The sequence below is a fragment of the Petrotoga sp. HWHPT.55.6.3 genome (assembly GCF_002895495.1).
GTDB classification, from domain to species: Bacteria; Thermotogota; Thermotogae; order Petrotogales; family Petrotogaceae; genus Petrotoga; species Petrotoga mobilis.
On record NZ_AZRJ01000006.1, the window covers coordinates 140,297 to 160,786 of the forward strand.

The following is a 20,490-nucleotide window of genomic DNA, read 5'->3' on the forward strand; positions in this document are numbered from 1 at the left end:
ACGATTTGAACTTCTTGGTTGTTAATCCTTGGATCTACGATTTTGCAGCATATGATTTTTGGCTTAAGCCCTTAGGGTTGTTATACATAAGTGAGGTACTAACTTATTTAGGTCACAGCGTAACTTTTATCGATCTGCTAAACAGGCATGATGATGATTTAATTTCAAAATATCCTCCAAAAGATAAAAAGTACGGAACTGGTAAGTTTTATAACGAAGGCGTTGAAAAGCCGGATATATTAAAGAATATTCCAAGAAAATTTAAAAGGTATGGATTACCTTTAAAATTGTTTGAAAGTAAATTAGAAGCTATAAAAAAACAGAACAAAGTTGATGCAATTTTGGTGGGAATCACTTTAACATACTGGTACTACGGTGGAGAAAAAACTATCGAAATTTTGAGAAATTTCTTCCCGTCAACTCCTATCTTTTTAGGTGGAATTTATTCAACTTTGTATACAAAGCATGCAGAAGATAATTTTTCCAAATTTGGAGTCAATATTTCTCCAGGAACAGGTATGTCTCCTTTAAAGACAGTTTTGGAAGTACTAAACGAAGATACCATAAAATTAGATAACTTCAACTGGTTTGAAGAAATCGATCTTACCTACGATTTTTATGCTTCTTATTTGACTTATGTTGTTCTAGTTTCTTCAGTAGGTTGTCCCTTTCACTGTACGTATTGTGTAACTCCTAAGATGTGGAAATTTCAATATAGAAGTATAGACAAAATAATAAATAATATAGAGTATGTTCTTAAAAAAAGACCCTATGTAAAAGATATCGTTTTTTTTGACGATGCGTTTTTATTAAGAAAAGATATTAAAGAATTGTTGAAGTACCTTTCTAAATTTGACGTTCGATATCATTTGCCCAATGGTATACATGCCCGACGTGTTGATGATGAAATAGCTTTGTTATTGAAAAAAGCAAATTTTAAAACGATAAAGCTGGGATACGAAAGCTATGATTTTAATATTCAAAAAGGGACAGGGTTTAAGGTAACTAATAACGATCTTGTAAAAGCGGTTACATGTCTGAAAAATGCTGGTTTTGATATGAACGATGTTTATGCTTACGTCTTGGTAAATCTACCATCTCAGAATAAGAATGATGTAATACAAGCTGTTGATTTCTGCCATTCGCTCGGAATAAAGGTGAATTTAAACGAATTTACTCCAATTCCTGGCACGGTTGAATACGAAGAACTTGTTAAAAAAAATGCTATATCTTCAAATATAGATCCTTTGCTTCTAAACAACACAATTATCCCTTATTGGTCGAATTTTGGCCTTTCTATTGCCGATATTGAAGAAGTAAAAAGATATACCAAAGCCAAATATATCAATTAGATGAGATTATTTGGCATTAGAATGAATTAGAATTGATTATGCCCAAAAATCTTTAAATTCCTTGGGTTGACAAATTAGAATAAATTGACTATAATTATAGTCAAGGGGTGTGAGATATGTATTTAAAAGACTTTACTTTTTATAGCTTAGCCGAAGCGAAAGCAAAATTATCTCAAGTTGTTGATGAAGTTGAAAACAAAGACATTGTTATTACCAAGAATGGTGTACCAAAGGTTGTTTTATTAGATTATGATAAATTTGTTAAGCTCATGGAATTCGTCGATGAAGTGAGAGATATTTCTCTTTTTGAGATAGAAAACGTAGAGGAATATCATCGGATTAAGGACTTTTTTAAAGATTTTGATTACTGAGTTCATCATTCTTTTTGGTTGACTCTGCAGGTATGGCATAGACTCTTTTTTCCTTATGGGTGGCTGCGAGGCGAAGGGGCGCTAACACAAGTTTTAGTGTTATTAAAGACAGAATAAATTAAAAGATGGAGGTGTACTTTAATGGCTCAAGTTGTATTAGAAAAGGTTAACAAGGTTTATCCAAACGGATTTCACGCAGTAAAGGATGTAGAATTTGAAATAGAGGATAAGGAATTCCTTGTATTACTTGGACCTTCAGGATGTGGGAAAACTACTACTTTAAGGATGATCGCGGGATTAGAAGACATTACTGAAGGAACAATAAAAATAGACCAAAAAGTTGTAAATGATGTGGAACCAAAGGATAGAGATATTGCGATGGTTTTCCAAAATTATGCCCTTTATCCACATATGACTGTTTACGATAATATGGCTTTTGGATTGAAATTGAGAAAAACCCCTAAAGACGAAATTGAAAGGAGAGTTAGAAACGCCGCAAAAATTCTCGGGATCGATCATTTGCTAGATAGAAAACCAAAACAGTTATCAGGGGGACAAAGACAGAGGGTAGCAGTTGGTAGAGCCATAGTAAGGGATCCTAAAGTTTTCTTATTTGATGAACCTCTTTCAAACTTAGATGCAAAACTAAGGGTGCAGATGAGAGCCGAACTTAAGAAACTACAAAAAAGGTTGGAAGCTACTATTGCTTACGTTACACATGACCAAGTGGAAGCTATGACTATGGCTGATAAAATTGTTATAATGAATGAAGGATTAATTCAACAGGTTGGTGGACCTTTTGAGGTATACAATAACCCAGCTAACATTTTTGTTGCGGGATTTATTGGGACACCTCCAATGAATTTCTTGAATGTAAAAGTAGCAAGAAATAACGGCATCTGGTTCAAATCAGAAGGAATATCTATAAAAGTACCAGATGATAAAGCTCCTTTACTTGAAAATTATATAGATAAGGATGTTATATTTGGTGTTAGACCAGAAGATATTTATGACAAGAATTTTTTCGAAGGTGCTGATGAAACTAATATTTTAAAAGCTCTCGTTGACGTTGTTGAACCTTTGGGGAGTGAGACTTTACTCCATTTAACGATTGCTGGACAATCTATGACTGCAAAGGTAAGTCCTCAAACGCGAGCAGAATCTGGACAGAATTTTGAAGTCGCAATTGATTTAAAAATGATACATGCATTCGATAAGGAGACCGAGCAAGCCATATTTTAATTTCTTTGAATCAATAAACCCTTTGTGCGTTTGTCACAAAGGGTTTTATCTAAAGACTTATTATTGATATTGGGGGGATTCTATTGGTCATTAAGTTAGTTTTTGGAGCTCTAGAAGGCGATAAAATCGATCTTCCTGTTCATTACAATAGACCTTTGCAAGGATTGTTTTACTATTTAATGTCAGATACTGTACCTAAGTACCACGATTTAGGAACAAGGTCTGAAGATAAGAAGTTGAAGCTTTTCACTTTTTCAAGGATTTACCCCTATAACTCTTTTAAAGTGGAGAATAGAAGGATGATTTTTAAAGGTTTATTCAATATTTACTTTGCTTCCCCAATTGATAAATTAGTAGAGGCGGTTTTACATTCTTTAAATGAACAAAATGTCGTGAGAATCGAAAAAAATTATTTTACTTTGAGGAAGTATGAAGTTATTCAAAATGAAGTGGATGAAGAAATGCTTGTTAAAACTTTATCGCCCATTACAGCATATTCAACTATCGTCCTACCAAACGGAAATCGTTATACTCATTATTTTTCTCCCTATTCATCAGATTTTAAAAAATTGATAGAAGAAAACCTCAAAAGAAAAGCTTCAGCATTAGGTATTGTAATAAAAAACAATAATTTTTATATTGAACCTTACGGTATAACGGAAAAAAATGAGAAATTACTTTTTTACAAAGATATTATCATAAAAGGATGGACTGGATATTTCATTTTAAAAGGTGAAACTCAATTGTTGAAATTAGCGCTTAATTCAGGATTGGGAGCAAAAAATGCACAAGGTTTTGGAATGATCCTTTCTGTTGAAAAGAATTCTATAAGAGAAAGAAGCTTTCTGGAACTTGCAGAAGAAGGCTGAAATATAGGTAAATTGTAATTTAAATTAAAAGTTCGGGGGTGTAATTATTGAACAAAAAAAATATTTTATATGCACAATCAGGGGGAGTTACAAGTGTCATAAATGCTTCTGCATATGGACTGATAAGTAAGGCTTTAAAGGATCCACAAATTGATAAGATATATGTGGGAATAAATGGTATCACTGGAGTCCTTGAAGGGAAATTATTCGATTTAACAAAAGAATCTTTTGATAAAATAAATAATTTGAAAACCACACCTGCAAGTGCCTTTGGTACTTGCAGACATAGGTTAAAAGAAGGAGACGAAGAAGGTTTTCAAAAACTTTTTAAAACGTTTGAAGATTATAATATTAGTTATTTCTTTTATAACGGTGGTAACGATTCAATGGATACGGCCCATAAAATCGATGAGTATTCAAAAAAAATTGGTTATGATTTAAAAGTCATAGGTATTCCAAAAACAATAGATAACGATCTATACGGCACCGATCACTCTCCCGGTTATGGTTCTGCAGCAAAGTATTTGGCAATTTCAATGTTGGAAGCAAGTATAGATACGCGTAGTATGGCAAAAGATTCTACAAAAATTTTCATAATGGAGACAATGGGGAGACATGCAGGCTGGCTTACCGCAGCTACTTCGTTGGCAAAGTTGAATAGAGATTTTGGACCTCATATCATTTTGCTACCCGAAAGGATTTTTGAAGAAGATCATTTTATAGACAAAGTTCAAAAAGAAGTAAGTAAGAATGGTTACTGTACGATTGCTGTCTCTGAAGGTATTAGGTATAAAAGCGGGGCTTTTGTTTCTGATATGGGATACACCGATAGTTTTGGAAACAGGCAGTTGGGAGATGTAGGAAGAGTTGTTGCCAACATTATTTTAACAAGGTTAGGTTTGAAAGTACATGTGTCTATCCCGGATTATCTTCAAAGAAGTGCTGGACACATCGTTAGTAAGACTGATCAAACTGAAGCGGTTATGGTAGGGGAAAAGGCCTTAGAATATGCTCTGGATGGTATATCAGGATTCATGGTAACAATTAACCGCCTTTCGAACAACCCTTACAAGATAGAATTTGGGAAGGTTCCCTTATTTGAAGTGGCAAATAATACCAAATATTTACCTGAAGAATATATTTCTGTTGATGGTTATGGTGTGAATGAGAATTTTATTGAGTATGCTAAACCTTTAATCCAAGGAGAAAGTTATCCGCTTTATGAAAATGGTATTCCTAAATACGTATCTTTTCCAATTGAAGAGAGATAAGAAACAGATCTTAATTTAAACTAAAAGCCGAGCAGTACGCTCGGCTTTTGTATTATTTAATAATTTATGGCTTTTTGATATCATTTGGAGCTATTGGTGGATTTTCTTTCAGTTCTTTTAGTACAATCTCTATAGCCATATCGAGTTGCGTATCTTTATTTTCTTTATAATCTTTTGGGGTAATATCTATTTCAATGTCCGGATCGGTTCCATAATTTTCAACATCCCATCCAACATCTTTAAACCAAAAGGCCATTTCTGGTTGAGTTGTTATGGTATGATCAACAAGTGGATTTCTGGGCCAGATTCCAATCACTCCCCCCCACGTTCTCTTACCTATAAGTTTCCCTAGTTTCATTAATTTGAAGGAGTGACTAAAAATATCCCCATCTGAACCAGCAAACTCGTTCGTTATAGCAACCATTGGGCCTCTTACACTGTCATATTGATAAGCTTGGGCTTCTCTATATGGTGAAAGATCATATCCGATAAACTTTCTATTCAATTTATCCAAAATCATTGAAGATACAAAACCACCACTGTTGACTCTTACATCGATTATGAGTCCATCATATCTGACTTCGCTTAAGAAGTTTCTGTGAAATTCTACATATCCAGTGTATCCCATATCTGGGATGTGAATGTATCCAATCCGTGAATCAGTTTTTTCATGAACATATTTCTTGTTTTTTTCTACCCATTCTCGGTATCTTAGAGGTGTTTCATCTTTTAACGTTTTGACAACATACTTTCTCTTATGTTCAATATTATCGCTGCTTGATACCACTATTTCAACATCTTTGCCACTACAATTCACTAAAATTTCATTAGGGATTTTATCCTTTATTTCTATGCCGTTTATCGCTAATAGATAATCTCCCTCTTTTACCTCGACCCCTGGCCCAAGTAATGGTGGTTTATTTTTTTCGTCCCATATGTCTCCCTTGATGATGTGACTAATTTTGTATAGATTTCTATCTTCATCGAATATCAAATCTGCCCCTAAATATCCAATTTTATAAACTGGTTTAGGTTTGTATTCTCCTCCCATTTCGTAGGCGTGTGATGATTTTAATTCTCCTTGCATTTCCCATATTAAATCAGAAAATTCTGTTCTTGTTGCTATTCTTTCAACTAGAGGATAATACTTTTCTAATATCTTATCCCATTCAATTTCGTCTAGTTTGTCCTTGTTCCAAAAATAGAACTTTTGTAGGCGCCAAGCTTCACAAAGCATTTGTCTCCATTCTAACAGTGGTTGAACTTCCACATTGATTCTGTGAAAATCTATCCAGCCGCACTTTCTTGTATACTTATTTTCACATTCTTTTTCTTGTTCTGGGGAGGGAGGATTGGTAGTTTTAAGAATTCTTAGTTCATCGTCTATCAGAATTGCGATTTTTTCTTTGTCCTCGGAAATTTGAAAATCTGAAATTCCCTCAAGATAAGTTTTTTCTTCTTTTTCTGTGAGATCGTAGTATTTCAAGGTTAATTTTTCATGTTTCTCGCTGAGCATATCTTCTTCATCTTCCAGTACACCACTTACAGGAGAAATAGCGTAAAAAACCTTCTCTTTAGCAGCTTGTATATTTACATATCTTTCTTCACTAACCGGGAAGGGTATAATTCTATCAGCGATGTTATCAAAATCAATATCAACTTTTATTTCTTCTTCTTTTTTCTCTTTCTCTTCTTCTTCTTTGATTATTTCCTGAAATGGAGAGCAAATATCTTTTTTTAGTGTTATAAGATAAGGCTTTGTTCCTTTTACGAAAGCTAAATTCATTTGAAATCTATCTTCAATTGGGTTGAATATTCTATAAGATAGAAAATAAAGATATTTTCCTTCCGGATCAAAGACAGGGTCTACATCAAATAGAATAGGTTTTGTAACTTGGTGTACCTCTTCTTTTTCCTTATCGAATATCATAATAGCTGCCTGTTTATTGTTTATAAACTTTGAATAAGCAATCCACCTACCATCTGGAGAGAAAGAATATCCATTAATGGGACCAAAGGTACTTTTATCCACATCAATCTTCTTATGGTTTCTCAAATCAATCAAAATGAGTTCGTTTCTTTGATTGGTTAATAAAATTTCTTCATCTTTCGGAGAGGCAACGATATTCATAACCCTTCCTAAGTCATATTCTTCGATTTTATCGATTAAATTGCCAGTTTTTAGATCATACACCTCGATATGTTCATAATTATTTTCATCACTGATTGTTACTGCCTTTTCTTCATCTTTTAGATTTAGGTATGTGGTAAGCCTATATCTGACACCGTTTTCTTTTCCAAGTTGTTTAACGGGACCGTACCAGTTATTGTAATAAAAGCTTTTGCCTCTATGAGTAGTTATTAAATTCTCAGCATCTTTAGAAATAGAGAAACCTTCAAAATACTGTGTTGGGTCAACGAATTTTCTGTTTCTTTGTGGTAAGGTACTGTAGTATTTTATATTTACCTTTTCTGATACGTTATTTGATAAATTCAAAATATAAATATCCGAACCGGCATGGTATACAATATTTTTTCCATCAGATTTTGGATTTCTAACATAAAAATCATTGTGATATGTGTGCTTTTTTAGGTCTTTTCCTTCAACTGTGCAGGAGTATATGTTAGCAACATCGTCATGGTCAGAGATAAAATAAATCCGGTCTTGGATCCATATTGGGTTGGCAAAGTTGGATTTTAAGTCGATCAATTTTCTGAAGTTGTAGTTTCCTTCCAAGTCTATCAGTAATTCACCCGCTGTTCCACCTCTGTACTTTTTCCATCGAGCTGGGTCTCCTGTTTTTCTTCCTAAAACAACACCTTTTTCTTTCCCAAACGAGATTTCAGTGCATATACCAAAATCTAATTGTTTTAATTTTCTCTTATCTTCAACGTCTACTTCCCATAGAGATGTAATCCTTTTAAACGGTTGAACATAATTTGATGAAAAGATTATCTTCCCATTATGCCAACATAGTACCTTGCTGTTTGCGCCTAGATATGTTAACCTAATTGGTACTCCCCCAATTGAAGGAATTATATATACGTCAGGTACTCCTTCATCTCTTCCAGTAAAAGCTATCCATTTTCCATCTTCAGAAAAAGTTAGATCAGAGATTTCTCCAACATTTGTGGTTAACCTTCTGGCTATTCCCCCTGAAGAAGGAACTACCCAGATGTCATCTTCTGCAACAAAGGCTATTTGATCGTTGTAAATGGTCGGAAATCTGTAGTAACCGTTGAACTCTTCGCTCATGAATTCTTTCCCCCTTTTGTTATTATAAGTTTTCATATAGATAGTTGATTATTGAATTTTCAAACTCTTTCACCTTTTGAACATCAAAAGAAAAGTTGTTTTCCATTAAGCTAAAAATATAATATTTTCCACTTTTTGATTTGAAAATTCCACTGATGGCAGAATCGTAATACAAAGTTCCGGTTTTTGCATAAATTTCAAAGTTGAAACGTTTTTCAAGAGTACTGTCTTCGTAGGGTGACGCCAAGTAATTGAAAAATTTAGATTGATACTTTGAATATAGATAAAATAATGAGTCTGCTAGCATCTTTGGTGAAATTAAGTTGTACATTGATAATCCACAACCATCTTTAATTACATAATCGGTTGGGTCGTATCCTAAGGTTTCTTTGATTACTTTTTGGAAGTGATTTTCAGAATCTTCTATTTTCCCATTGCCATAAATAGCGCCAAGATTTCTAAAAATCTGTTCGGCTATCTGGTTGTCGCTAGTCTCCAACATTTGTTGTATAATATCTGTTAAGGGTGGAGAATAATTAGTATATAGCAGATTTGCGTCAGAAGGCGCTTCTTCATACCTTATTTCTCCCCAAAATTCAACACCTATTTCTTGCAAATACAATGTTGTAAGGAAGTTTATATAATCTTTTATTTCATGATTTGTTTTATATTTAAAAGATTCATAGCTTGTTTGCCAAATATTAATTGCAGCGATTTGTGGCTGGGGGTCATCCCACATCCAGCCTCTACCAAAACCTTCTTCGGTCATGAAAGAATAATCGAAAATTATATCGCCGTATATCGTTTCTATTCCTCTATCCACCGTTGCCCTTTTTAGTATTTCTTTATATTGTAAGGAAGTTAAAACAGGGTCTCCAAATCCTTTTATATACAGATTTCCTCTGAAATTAGGTGATATTTCCCCTGTATGGTATATTTTAGTTTCGAATTTGTAATTATCCCCCAGACTTTCCAAGGCAACGAGGGCGGTAATTAATTTTGTGTTTGAGGCAGGGATGAATAATTTATCTGAATTGTAGTTGAAAAGAACTTCATTGGTGCCAAGATCTCTCAATTCAAACCCAACAAATCCTTGAAAACTTTCAAATTTTGAAATTAATTCATTTTGTATTTGATTAGTTATTGTTTTCGAAGGTGGGATTGTGGGAACAGATTTGGGCACAGGTTCAGCAATTTTAGACGGTTCTATTATTTGTATTTTTGAGGAATCTTCGTTATCTCTAGCAATTGGAACCCTACTCGAAATTGGAGCAGCTATGACAACTGTACTAACATTAAAAAAAACTAAAATAAAGATTGTGAGACTCAAGACGGTCAAAAAATTACTGGATCTTAACTGATTTTTGGATTTAATATTATTCACTCCTTTTCAGAATTTATTTTATAAGCTAAGGCGGTTTCGATTAACTTTGTATAATTACCTATGACTTCTTTGAAATCATGATCTTTGAGCATCATACCCATTCCTTTGGTAACAGAAGTAAGAAATTCTAAGATGTATTTAGCTTCGATATCCTTTCTTATTTGTCCAGCATTTTGAAACTCAGCAATCTTTTCTATGATTACCTTACCAAAACGTTGATAGTAGTAATCATTTATAATGGAAGTGATCTCAGGGTGTTCAAAAAGATCATCTATGGGGTACTCTTTCATCAGAGATTGAACATCGAAGTTTAAGTTTGAGAGATACTCAAGCACTTCTTGGAAAGTGTTAAAATCATCAACGTATTTCTTAAAAGGGGTGAAGAAATCGTCCAATAAACTCTTAATAACAAAAATTATGAATTCATCTTTTTTTCCAAACTTTTTATAAACAGTCGATTTGCTGAGTTTGGCATCGTAGATAACCTTTTCATAATTGAAGTTAGTGATGCCGTGATTGAGTAGTTCCCCCTTTGCCAAATCGATTAATACTTCAATTTTATATTTTGTATTTTTTTTTGAAGTTTTTTGCCTTTTAGCCATACATCTTCTCCAACTTATAAAATTTGTAAAATAAGAGTGTAATCTCTTTTCATATTAATATAGCTTCTTTTAATATTTCATCTTTTAACTCTTCTCTTATAGCTCTATCTGAAACAACATCAACTTTAACATTAAGTGCCCTTTCCATTTGTATTTCACCTTCTTTACTTTTTTGCCCTTTTAATTTCAACTTTGGGTATCAATTAATATTATAACATTCTTTGAGCATAAGAAGAAACTTTTAAATGGCTGTATAATAAAAATGGTTGATGAAATACTTGGAAAAGGGAAAAAAAAGATATCACTCCTCATAGAACAAAATAACAAAAAATAAAAAGAGAAAGAGGAGTGATATCATGAGTAACAAAATTATAGCACAAATACTGGGTATTGACAAAGGTTTCGCATTAGATCATATTAGATGTCCGTGAAAAAGATTGGTTAGATCATAATTCGATGTCTTTGAAATGATATCATATCCTTGACTCTTTTTGAAAGGAGACAAGGGAAAAATGGAGGCATTCGATATGGAACTAACCAAAAGGTTGATAGAAAAATATTTGAAATCAAGTAAAAAAGAGAAGTCAGAGATTATTTCAAAGTATTGTGAACTAACAAAAGTAAAAAGAGCTACAGCTGTAAAAAGGTTTGAAAGGTATAAGAATAGGTATCTGTTTCAAGAAAAAGATACTCAAAAGAATTCAAAAAAGAGAAGAGGACCAAAGAAGAAGTATGAATCTATTCATGAAGTGATATTGTGGAAATGTTGGGGATTATCTGGATGTATTTGTGCTGAAAAACTTCATCCGATGTTGGAAGTATACATCGAGGAATTGAAAAAGAATAACAGATTTTCATTGTATGAACTTTCAAAGACAGAAGAAGCAAAGAAGGTATCCTTAGGTACATTGAAAAGAATGGTAAGTAGATTTCCTAAGGTATCTACAAAGAAGCATAAAGGTAATGCGTTCATATATCAAAAGGTACCAATTTCAGCAAACTTTGGAAGATATGCCTTTGAAGAGGTAGGATATATTGAAGTTGATTTCGTAGAACATAATGGAGGATCTAGTGCAGGGCCCTTTGCTGTGACAGCTGTATATACGGATCTTTATTCACAATGGATATCAAGAGCTGCAGGGCTTGGTAAAAATCAAAGGAGCGTTGAGAATATGGATCTTCTTGCTCATACGAAGCTGCCTGTTGACATTATACATTATCATCCTGATAACGATAAAACTATACTTAAAGTGCTTTTTGAAAAGGTAAAAGGGAATAACGAAGTTAAACTTTCAAGAAGTAGACCTTACAAGAAAAACGATAACGCTCACGTGGAACAAAAGAACGGGGATAAGGTAAGAAAATTGGTGGGGTATTTCAGGTATGAGAGTGAAGAAGAGGTAAGTCTGCTCAACGAGATTTACAACAGAGCAGACTTACTAGATAACTTCTTCATAGCTAGCTTTAAACTAAAAAACAAAGTAAAGAACGACACGGGTAAAACAATAAAAAAAGAATACGAGAAACCTAAGACTCCATACCAACGGTTGCTTGAAAGCAATACTGTTAGCGAAAAAACTAAATCTCAACTAAAGAAAACATACGAAAGTTTAAACATGGTAAAATTGAGAAAAGAAACACCCCGAAGGGGGTTCAAGGAAATAAATATTCTTGTGGATAAATTATACAACATTCAACTAACAAAAAGCAAATCAAGTTCAAAGACATAAATACTATCTAACCAATACCCTATTTCGATGACACTTAATTATGATCTAACACGGGTTTTAAGTTAAAAGTCAAGTATGATAGTCCCCTATTTAATTAAAAAAATTTTAAATATTTTTTATTTAAAAAATCCTTATTCAGTTGTACTTCTAGGTTGAAAGTAGCGGTTGTTGTTTGTTCAGGTTACTATTTCTCTTTTTGATTTTTTTTGCTGTATAATTGTTATGAACGCTCATTTCTTGATTTTGTAATTTGTAATGATAGTTAGGATCATATTTTTTCCCACTCTTTACCAGTGAATATATTATTCTCAACAATTTTCCCGCTACGGCTAACACAGCAACAGTATGTGATTTACCTCGAGTACGTAGTTTCATGTAATAATTCTTGAAGTATTCATTGTTTTGAATAGCAACGATGGCAGCGATGTAAACAGCTTTTCTTAGGTATCTGTTACCTTTTCTATTGATGAACCAGCCTTTTTTCATTTGACCTGATTCCTCTGTACGAGGATCGATGCCAACGAAAGCCACCAGGGCAGAAGCAGAATAGAATCGGTTAATATCTCCTGTTTCTGCTACAATATTTAAAGCTGTTTCATTGAAACCATCAAGAGATTGTATTAATTCTACCTGGTTTTTAATTACATCGTTTGATGAATTGTTCAAAGTTTCTTTCAATTTTTCTTTGAAGAGCTTTTGATCTGATTCAAGTTTGAACAACAATTCTATTCTTTTTTGAAGAGCTAACTCATGCGCATCGTTGCCACTTGCTATTGAATTTTTAGAAAGTTCAATGATTTGGTCCAACTTATTTTCATCGAAATACAATTGATTATCTATCTTCATCGCATCAATAAGCTGTTTTTTGTTGGTTGTAGCGATCTTCCTTGCAGAAGGGAAGTTATACAATAAATTCATTAAACTCTTGATAAAGATATTAGATTGAAAAGATTCCAATTCAGGGAACAAAAGGTAGACATAACGTTTGATTTCATTCTTAACCCTTGAAATCTCCTCAGAAAGGTTAATGATCTCGCGAGAGTATTGAGTGAAATTATCTATCTCCTTAGAAGAAGGAATCTTGTCTGGATATTTTCCTTGAACCTCCTTCGGGGCGTTTCTTTTTACCTAAATGGAGATCAGCTTGGAATCAATATTGTCGTTTTTAGAATGGCGAAGAGTTTCACTTTTTCTGAATTCTTTCAACAAAAGGGGATTAATGATATGGACATCATAATCGTGTTTAAGTAAATAAGAAAACAAATGTTGATGGTAAATAGAAGTGGATTCCATACCAATTATAATCTCTCTTTTGTTGAACTTTTTAAGAATTTTGTCGAAAGTGGTGAAACCACTCATATTCTGTTTGAATTTACCACTATCGATTTTGGTCCTATCTGAATTCTGGACGTAGTAATGAAAAGAGTTTTTAGAAACGTCAATACCAACAAAATACATATTTTTTCACCTCGCTTTAGTATTGTTTGAGGATCCGCCTTTTACAATCATCCTTCTAATACGGCCTTGAAAGGTCAATCAAGTATCGGATTTATAGGCGGAAGGTGGGTAGCGAACAAACTTTTAAACGAACTTAAAAGAGAAGAAAAAGGTAAAGAGATTATACAAGACATTGAAGGAACATCCATATCTAAAAGAGTATTATAGATACCTACTAATGTTGAAATGGATGTATAAAGCAGAAACATATGAAGAAGGGAAAAGAAGATTACACATATTGATAGGGATGATGGAAGAAAGTGAAGATCCTCAGGTATGGAGATGGGCCAAAACATATATAAGGTGGGAAAAAGAAATACTCCAATATTTCGTTAATAGAACAACGACGGCTAAAGTAGAAGGACGTCATACACACATAAAATTAATAAAAAGAATAAGTTTTGGATTCAAGGAAGTTTTGAGATATACCAAAAAAGTTCTATTAGGAGTGATGCCAGAAAGATTCATAAAACTACCAAATTTCATCACAGAAGGAACAACATATTGTAAACAGTTATCCTTTCTGAGCTGAAATTATTCAACAAAAAAAGCTGTATTACCTTTTTCATCATCTCTTCAGTCTGTTCCATCAACCATATTTGACAAGGAGCCAAAAGTATTTGACATATTATTACCGAAATGTTATAATATTACCAAATGTTATAATACCCATTTCAGAAAAAATCAAATTGATGGTTAATAAATGATAAAGTAAGTTAAAATAAGAACAAAAAACAAAATAAGTACAAAAGATTTTTTATTAATGTATAAGCTTTCATCTCATTATTAATGACAATTGTATAATATTATTACCAAAAAACAAAGATATCCTATCAAACAAATTATACACCTAGGATGTAAAAATCAAATATTGAAGGTATTAAAAGTCGGTTACAATGCATGTTTTAGAATTTCGGAAGACACTATAAACATATTATAGACACTTTAGAAATAGAAAAATTTTGAAAAGGGGAGGTGGTTTTTATGAGGGTTAGAGAATAGGATAAGATGTCTCGCTTTTCAGAGAATTAGTAAAAAAGAGTTTCAAATACTGAGTAAAAGTGCAGAAGGAGAAAGGAGATATTTTGGGAAAAAATTGATTTTTAAAACCATGATGTAATGAGCATTTTAGAGTTTCTAAAGGCAGTATTAAACATATTATACAAGGAGGTAAAAAGTGATGCTAAGTAAAAGAAAAGAATTAGTTAAAGAAATTAAGAAAGGAGAAATAGAATTAACCAAAGAGCAAAGGATAAAGTTGGCAAAAGAGTTGGGTATCATATGTGATAATCTGATTCTTTCTTTAATACCTAAGGATTATGAAAATTTAAAAATCTCTGACTTAGGAGAAGATTTAATGATAGCTATGGGGAGAACTTACAGAGTAAGTTAGTTATTATGATGTCCCGGTGCCGAATCCTGTAGGTAAATTTTTTTAAAGCTTCTGCAAAGAGAAAGCAGGTTAAAGAAAGGCTAACCAAGGCAATAAAGTTAATAGTTTTATTTCTCGTGCACAGTATCGATTTATCAATTCTTTATAATGGTTGAAAGAAATTAAACGAATCACCTTCTCATCCTTTAATAAGAATATTATTTTTCATGTAATTAAGATATTTTTATGGTTCTATCACGAAAATAGTGGGTAATTAAGCTGGAGTTAAATTAAGTTTACCAAGGGCAATAAAGATAGTGATTTTTAAATTCTTTAATGTTTTAAAACCAAAAGCCCTTTTAGTAAATCCTCTAAGTTTAGAGTTCATACCTTCTATTTTACCGTTTGAGATATTCGTTTTTATGTGCAACAAGATACCTTCTATGTGATTTAAGAGAGTGTTAGCAGCTTTAATCATTTCGGGTATATTTGATTTCATTACCTTTTCATACCATCGTTTAAAATACTTAGCTGCATAAGAAGGTTTCTTGTAATCGAATATCTTTTTTAAACTCAAGTACCAATCCGTATGCTTGAACTGTGTCAAGATGTTGTTTTTCCTTGAACCCCCTTCGGGGCGTCTCATTGAGTCTAACTTTATCTTTCTCAGTAAGGTTGTTAGGATGTTTTAATAGCAAGTATTTTGTCCTTTTTTGTATCCTTCTTCTAAATGATACCAGATTATTTAATCATTTGTTCATATTTCATTTTTTCTACCAACACTTTTTGGAAGAGAACCGGATGTGGTATCGAACAAATTGTGCTCAAAGGAGGCAATTTTTTAATATTGAAGGTATTAAAAGACGGTTAAAATGAGTGTTTTAGAATTTTTGAAGATAATAATTTTAATTAAGAAAGGAGATGGAATTCTATTAGCAATTTTAGTACCTTGCAGAGCATGAAAATTGCCCTACTTCTTCCACCTGAGAAAGGAAGAATTATTTCACTAAAACCTACTTTCCCTTTAGGTATAGGGTATATTAAGGCTTTGTGTGAGAGAAATAGAATTCATTGTGATTTATTTGATTTTTCAGCTACTGAACTAACTACAGAGAAACTAATAATGAAATATGATCTAAAAGCTTATGATATCATAGGAATATCAAGTTATTCATTAATTTTTGATCAAACAGCATTATTTATCGATCAATTAAAAGATCGGAATAATATAATAATTGTAGGAGGACATCACGCCTCTCTAGCGGGAGATAAAATTTTAAAAGATTTTCCAAAAGTTGATTTTGCTATAAGGGGATTAGGTGAATATTCTTTTTTGTTTTTTGTCATCAATTTTGGTACTTCGCGTATGTATAAAACACCGGGATTAATTTATAGAGATAATCATAATATTATTAAAGAGAATTCAACCTACAATGTAAAATTTGACTTAGATAAAATCCCATTTGGAAATAGAGAGGATATAATTTATGATTTTAACAATAAAAAATTAATAGATGTTTCACAAAAGGTTTTAACGATTTGTTCAAGTCGAGGTTGTCCTTATAATTGCTCTTATTGTGTAAATTGTAAAAGCAATTATTGGTTAGCACGCTCTGTAGAAAACGTTTTGGCTGAATGTAAGTTAGAGTTTGGAAAATTAAAATATAGATGTGTGAGTTTTATTGATGATAATTTTTTTGTAAATCCATTAAGAGCTAAAAGAATAATTGAAGAACTAAGGAAACTATATCCGAACATAGAAATTAGTTTTCAAACGAGAAGTGATCAAATAGTTAATAATAAAACAACTATAATAGAGCTGGCAAATAGTGGGAAGCTTCATATTAGTTTAGGTATAGAATCAAATAGCAACGAGGTCTTGAAGCGTTATAATAAACAAACTGATAACAAAATAAACCAAAAAGCTATTGATATTCTAAGAAGTTGTAATATTGACATAAGCGTTTTTATAATCATGTTTGAGGCATTGGAATCTCTTAGAGATATTCGAATTTCGTTTGATTTTTTGAAAAATAACAATCTTTGCAATTATGATACAAGAGAAAATTTATATCAAACATTAATACCTTTTTATGGTACTACTTATTATAATAAATATCATCAATTTTATGAAGGTAGCATACATGGTAAAAGTGTGCCTAAATTCGTAAATAGTGACGTATCGAGTTTATATCATGCTATGTGTCAGTTTCAAAATGAATATGATGTATCTCTTAGTTCACTCGTACTTTCAATAAGCGAAAAAGAACCTAATTCTGGAGAAAATAGATTAGATCTATTTTTCTTTATACATATAGAGTATGCGGTATTTGAATACTTTTTAACAATGAGCGAAAAATTTGGGGTGTGTTCATATGATGAATTTAAAAAAAGTAAGTTATGTAAATTATTAGATAATAAGATCAAAAAATATTACCGACATATTAATTATAATTGATTTTAAGGAAGGGAACATAAATTGAGAAAAATTAAAATGGTTTTTGTTAGACCACCATTTGAAGGAATGGAAACTTATAAACCTCCACACTTAGGGATAGCGATGTTATTTTCTTATATTAATAAAGTTTTTGGCAATTCAGTAAAGTGCTTTTTGCTTGATGCGTTGCCTGACGAATTATCTACTGATGAAATTTCAAAAAGAATTTGTGAAATAAGACCAGATGCATTAGCTATAACAGTAAAAACAATGCAAGTAGTTCAATCTTTAGATATTATTCAAAAAATCAAAAAGAATATTTCTCCAATAATTATTTGTGGTGGGAATCATGTAAGTGTCGATCCTGAACTGTTTATAAAATGTGGCGCCGATTTTTCCGTCATCGGTGAAGGCGAGGAAGCATTAGAAATAATACTGAAAAAAGTCTTTTTTGAATGCAAAAATCTGGAGTACCCTCCTAATATCGTTATGAACTCCAAATATGATCAAGCTGAAAGAGAAAATATAAAAAAATGTATATATCTTTCAGATGATGTTGACAAATATGGAATTCCTAATTGGGAAATTTTTGATTTAACACGATACAATGAGAATATCCACATTAATAAAGCTTCACATGCTTTACCAATCATAGCTTCCAGAGGTTGCCTGTATAAATGTGATTTTTGTTCCACCCATCTAACTTGGGGTACGACGGTTAGGTATAGATCACCACATTTAGTGTTTAACGAAATTAAGAAAGAAATTGAAAAATATAACATTTCTGATTATCACTTTTATGATGATAACTTATTATTTAGCGATACATGGATGGATGAATTCCTTTGGCTAATTGAGAAAGAAAGGCTAAAGTTCAATTGGATATGTTTATCAAGGCCTGAAATCATTTGCAAAAATAGGCATCTTTTAGAAAGAATGAAAAAATGTGGTTGTAAAGGATTTGAATTAGGCTTTGAAACTCAAAATGAGGATTTATATAATAATATGAATAAAAAAAATAAAAAAACAGCTTTTATTGAAGCTTATAATTTGTTGAGTGAAAAAGAATTTGAAATGATTGAGTTTCTAATTATGTGTTTTTATGATGGAGAAACAATGAAAACTCTTTTTGAGACTTACGAATCCTTAAAAAAATATAAAAAGAAAAAATCTTTGTTTATTTATTCTCGTTACTTTGCAACACCTTTCTTAGGTACAAAATTCAATGAGAACTTATGTGAGAAAGGAGTGATTTTAAGTAATAATCTCGAATACAAACATGCTATTTTTTTGAATTTTATTCCTTATAGCTTTTTGAATAGTTCCTTAGAAAATTTTAGGGTGAATGGTAAGACGCTAGCAATACAACTTTTATTTTCTCAAATTGATTATGTGATTCATAAAAATGAAGTTGCCACTTTATTGGACAAGATAAATACAGAAAAATTTGCTAAGATTTTTAACGAGGTGGCGGAAAATAGAGGCATTATACAAGATCTTTGCGATAGAATTTTATGTATCAATAATTATACTTGTTGTTTAGAAAGCATTTATGAATATGTAGGAAGAATGATTGAATTTGCTGTTGCTAAAGGAGCTATTAAATACAAAAATGAAAATCCTATTTTGTAATTCAAACAGTTTCCCTCCTTATCAATTATCGGGCGCAGAAGAAACAATGAATGATTTTTTGGAGTTTTTGGCGATGTTGGGCTACAATGTGTTAACTATTAATTGTAATGAAAGGTATTATTTGTATACTAAGCAATATGAAAAAATTATAAAAGGAAAATACGAAGAAGTGAATGATGTCTTTGGAAGATGCTTTTCCCCTAATAGAGAAAATTTTTATTATTATGCTTTGCCACTTATTAATAAATATAAACCAGATATTATATTTTCTCAATTAAACGGATTATATGAATTAAGTAGATATGCGGTAGAAAAAGGATGTAAAATTATTTATTTTTTTCACAGTCACTTTTCTTCAGAAAATATGATAATTTCAAATAATGAGTTCGATGTACTTCGGTCAAATACTGTTTCAAGAATTATATGCATTTCAAATGACATTCGTAACCGTTTACCTAGTGAGCTTCAATCAAAAACAACAGTTGTTTATCCTTTATTTCCTCAACAAAAATATAAATCTTTATCTGTAAAATATAAAAAAAAGCGAATACTTTTTTTTAATCCTATCAAAGTTAAGGGCATAGAAATAATATTATCTCTTGCCAAGATTTTCAAAAATGAAGAGTTTGTTATTTATGAAACTTGGGGACCTGCACCTTTGAAATATCAACAAGAAATTGATAGCATTCCTAATATTACATTAAAACAAAGACAACAAGATATAAAAAAGATATATGAAACTGGCAAAATTTATCTCCTCCCTTCTTTGTGTAAGGAAGGTTTTGGAAGAGGAATAGTAGAAGCTAATATAAATTCAATACCGATTTTAGCTAGTCATATTGGAGGTATACCAGAAGCAGCTGGCAATGAACAAATGACTGTAGAAAATCCCGAAGATATTCAAGAATGGTTAGAAAAAGTAAAATTGCTATTATATGATCCAAGTAAATACTCATATTATAAAGAAAAGGCTTTACAAAATTCCAAACGATTTGAAACTACCAATTTGGTTGAAGTACTTGAGCAGAGTTAATTGCAAAGAGTACAATATGTAAGGTTTTCTTGTGCCGAAAAGAGTTGCTACAGAAAAAATAAGGAAATAACATCTGAAATAAGTTCATAGGGAAAAACGTTGTATAATATATCTAAGTTTGAATAAAAACCGAAAAAGGGGTGGTTCTATGCTGAATATGAATATATTATGTATACTAATAGCAAATATTCGAAAGTCGGCTATCCCTTCGGTTTGTAAAAATAGACCTTTCTAAAAAGGTGAGTCTCTTTTTAAGATCCGATGGGATATAAAAAGTTACTCAATTGCTTATACACGCACTTTTTAGGAGGTCTAAAAGTTGAAAGAATTATTTCACAACAGGAATTATATGTTCTATTGGTTTAGCAGTGCTTTTACTATGGCAGCAAGCAACATTGTTCAATTTATGCTTTCATTGTATGTTTTGGATACAACAGGTTCT

Annotated in this window: 16 protein-coding genes and 1 pseudogene; 11 read left to right on the forward strand and 6 right to left on the reverse strand. The window is 31.8% G+C overall.

Going from position 1 to position 20,490, the window contains the following annotated elements; translation table 11 throughout:
* Positions 1 to 5: 5 nt before the first annotated feature.
* The 5 genes from X926_RS02400 (at position 6) to X926_RS02420 (ending at position 5,105) form a co-directional block, all read left to right on the forward strand.
* On the forward strand, positions 6 to 1,352 hold the full coding sequence (locus X926_RS02400; RefSeq protein ID WP_012209558.1) for a radical SAM protein: 1,347 nt from the start codon (positions 6 to 8) through the stop codon (positions 1,350 to 1,352).
* Positions 1,353 to 1,468: 116 nt separating this feature from the next.
* Positions 1,469 to 1,723 (forward strand): type II toxin-antitoxin system Phd/YefM family antitoxin, encoded by a 255-nt coding sequence (locus X926_RS02405; protein ID WP_012209557.1) that lies wholly within the window; start codon positions 1,469 to 1,471, stop codon positions 1,721 to 1,723.
* Between the two features lie 141 nt (positions 1,724 to 1,864).
* Positions 1,865 to 2,965: an ABC transporter ATP-binding protein gene (locus X926_RS02410; RefSeq protein ID WP_103064838.1), complete on the forward strand. Its 1,101-nt coding sequence runs from the start codon at positions 1,865 to 1,867 to the stop codon at positions 2,963 to 2,965.
* 83 nt (positions 2,966 to 3,048) lie between these two features.
* The gene (cas6, locus tag X926_RS02415) at positions 3,049 to 3,834 is read left to right on the forward strand and encodes a CRISPR-associated endoribonuclease Cas6 (protein ID WP_103064839.1); all 786 of its coding nucleotides are present in this window, start codon (positions 3,049 to 3,051) and stop codon (positions 3,832 to 3,834) included.
* Positions 3,835 to 3,881: 47 nt separating this feature from the next.
* Positions 3,882 to 5,105 carry a 6-phosphofructokinase gene (locus tag X926_RS02420; RefSeq protein WP_012209554.1) on the forward strand — a complete coding sequence of 408 codons (1,224 nt, stop codon included), beginning with the start codon at positions 3,882 to 3,884 and terminating at the stop codon, positions 5,103 to 5,105.
* 64 nt (positions 5,106 to 5,169) lie between these two features.
* Here X926_RS02420 and X926_RS02425 read toward each other — a convergent pair whose 3' ends face one another.
* Genes X926_RS02425 through X926_RS02435 form a run of 3 tightly spaced genes read right to left on the reverse strand, consistent with a single transcriptional unit; the run spans position 5,170 to position 10,347 of the window.
* Entirely contained in the window at positions 5,170 to 8,361 is a 3,192-nt protein-coding gene (locus X926_RS02425; RefSeq protein ID WP_103064840.1) for a S41 family peptidase, read from the reverse strand.
* Positions 8,362 to 8,383: 22 nt separating this feature from the next.
* Complete coding sequence (locus tag X926_RS02430) at positions 8,384 to 9,745, reverse strand: D-alanyl-D-alanine carboxypeptidase/D-alanyl-D-alanine-endopeptidase (RefSeq protein WP_103064841.1); 1,362 nt, start codon at positions 9,743 to 9,745, stop codon at positions 8,384 to 8,386.
* Entirely contained in the window at positions 9,742 to 10,347 is a 606-nt protein-coding gene (locus tag X926_RS02435; protein WP_012209551.1) for a TetR/AcrR family transcriptional regulator, read from the reverse strand. Before X926_RS02435 ends, X926_RS02430 begins: the two co-directional genes overlap by 4 nt.
* A 512-nt stretch (positions 10,348 to 10,859) precedes the next feature.
* Here X926_RS02435 and X926_RS02440 point away from each other — a divergent pair.
* Complete coding sequence (locus X926_RS02440; RefSeq protein WP_103064842.1) at positions 10,860 to 12,077, forward strand: hypothetical protein; 1,218 nt, start codon at positions 10,860 to 10,862, stop codon at positions 12,075 to 12,077.
* Positions 12,078 to 12,224: 147 nt separating this feature from the next.
* Here X926_RS02440 and X926_RS02445 read toward each other — a convergent pair whose 3' ends face one another.
* Both X926_RS02445 and X926_RS02450 read right to left on the reverse strand, forming a co-directional pair.
* Complete coding sequence (locus X926_RS02445; protein WP_123821461.1) at positions 12,225 to 12,995, reverse strand: transposase; 771 nt, start codon at positions 12,993 to 12,995, stop codon at positions 12,225 to 12,227.
* Between the two features lie 210 nt (positions 12,996 to 13,205).
* Positions 13,206 to 13,535: a transposase gene (locus X926_RS02450; protein WP_103064844.1), complete on the reverse strand. Its 330-nt coding sequence runs from the start codon at positions 13,533 to 13,535 to the stop codon at positions 13,206 to 13,208.
* Between the two features lie 142 nt (positions 13,536 to 13,677).
* On the opposite strand from X926_RS02450, the pseudogene X926_RS02455 reads away from it, so the two are divergent.
* Both X926_RS02455 and X926_RS02460 read left to right on the forward strand, forming a co-directional pair.
* Positions 13,678 to 14,106, forward strand: a pseudogene (locus X926_RS02455) (transposase); the annotation flags it as partial.
* Between the two features lie 648 nt (positions 14,107 to 14,754).
* Positions 14,755 to 14,967: a hypothetical protein gene (locus X926_RS02460; RefSeq protein ID WP_103064845.1), complete on the forward strand. Its 213-nt coding sequence runs from the start codon at positions 14,755 to 14,757 to the stop codon at positions 14,965 to 14,967.
* 253 nt (positions 14,968 to 15,220) lie between these two features.
* On the opposite strand, the gene X926_RS02465 is transcribed toward X926_RS02460, so the two are convergent.
* Positions 15,221 to 15,553: a transposase gene (locus X926_RS02465; protein ID WP_158245177.1), complete on the reverse strand. Its 333-nt coding sequence runs from the start codon at positions 15,551 to 15,553 to the stop codon at positions 15,221 to 15,223.
* 351 nt (positions 15,554 to 15,904) lie between these two features.
* Here X926_RS02465 and X926_RS02470 point away from each other — a divergent pair, with 351 nt between their 5' ends.
* The 3 genes from X926_RS02470 to X926_RS02480 all read left to right on the forward strand — a co-directional run bounded on the left by X926_RS02470 (position 15,905) and on the right by X926_RS02480 (position 20,048).
* Positions 15,905 to 17,404, forward strand: coding sequence for a radical SAM protein (locus X926_RS02470; RefSeq protein WP_123821463.1), 1,500 nt, complete (start codon positions 15,905 to 15,907; stop codon positions 17,402 to 17,404).
* A gap of 66 nt (positions 17,405 to 17,470) precedes the next feature.
* On the forward strand, positions 17,471 to 19,015 hold the full coding sequence (locus X926_RS02475) for a radical SAM protein (RefSeq protein ID WP_255408795.1): 1,545 nt from the start codon (positions 17,471 to 17,473) through the stop codon (positions 19,013 to 19,015).
* Positions 18,996 to 20,048, forward strand: coding sequence for a glycosyltransferase family 4 protein (locus tag X926_RS02480; protein WP_103064849.1), 1,053 nt, complete (start codon positions 18,996 to 18,998; stop codon positions 20,046 to 20,048). The genes X926_RS02475 and X926_RS02480 overlap by 20 nt, the downstream gene beginning before the upstream one ends.
* Positions 20,049 to 20,490 lie beyond the last annotated feature (442 nt).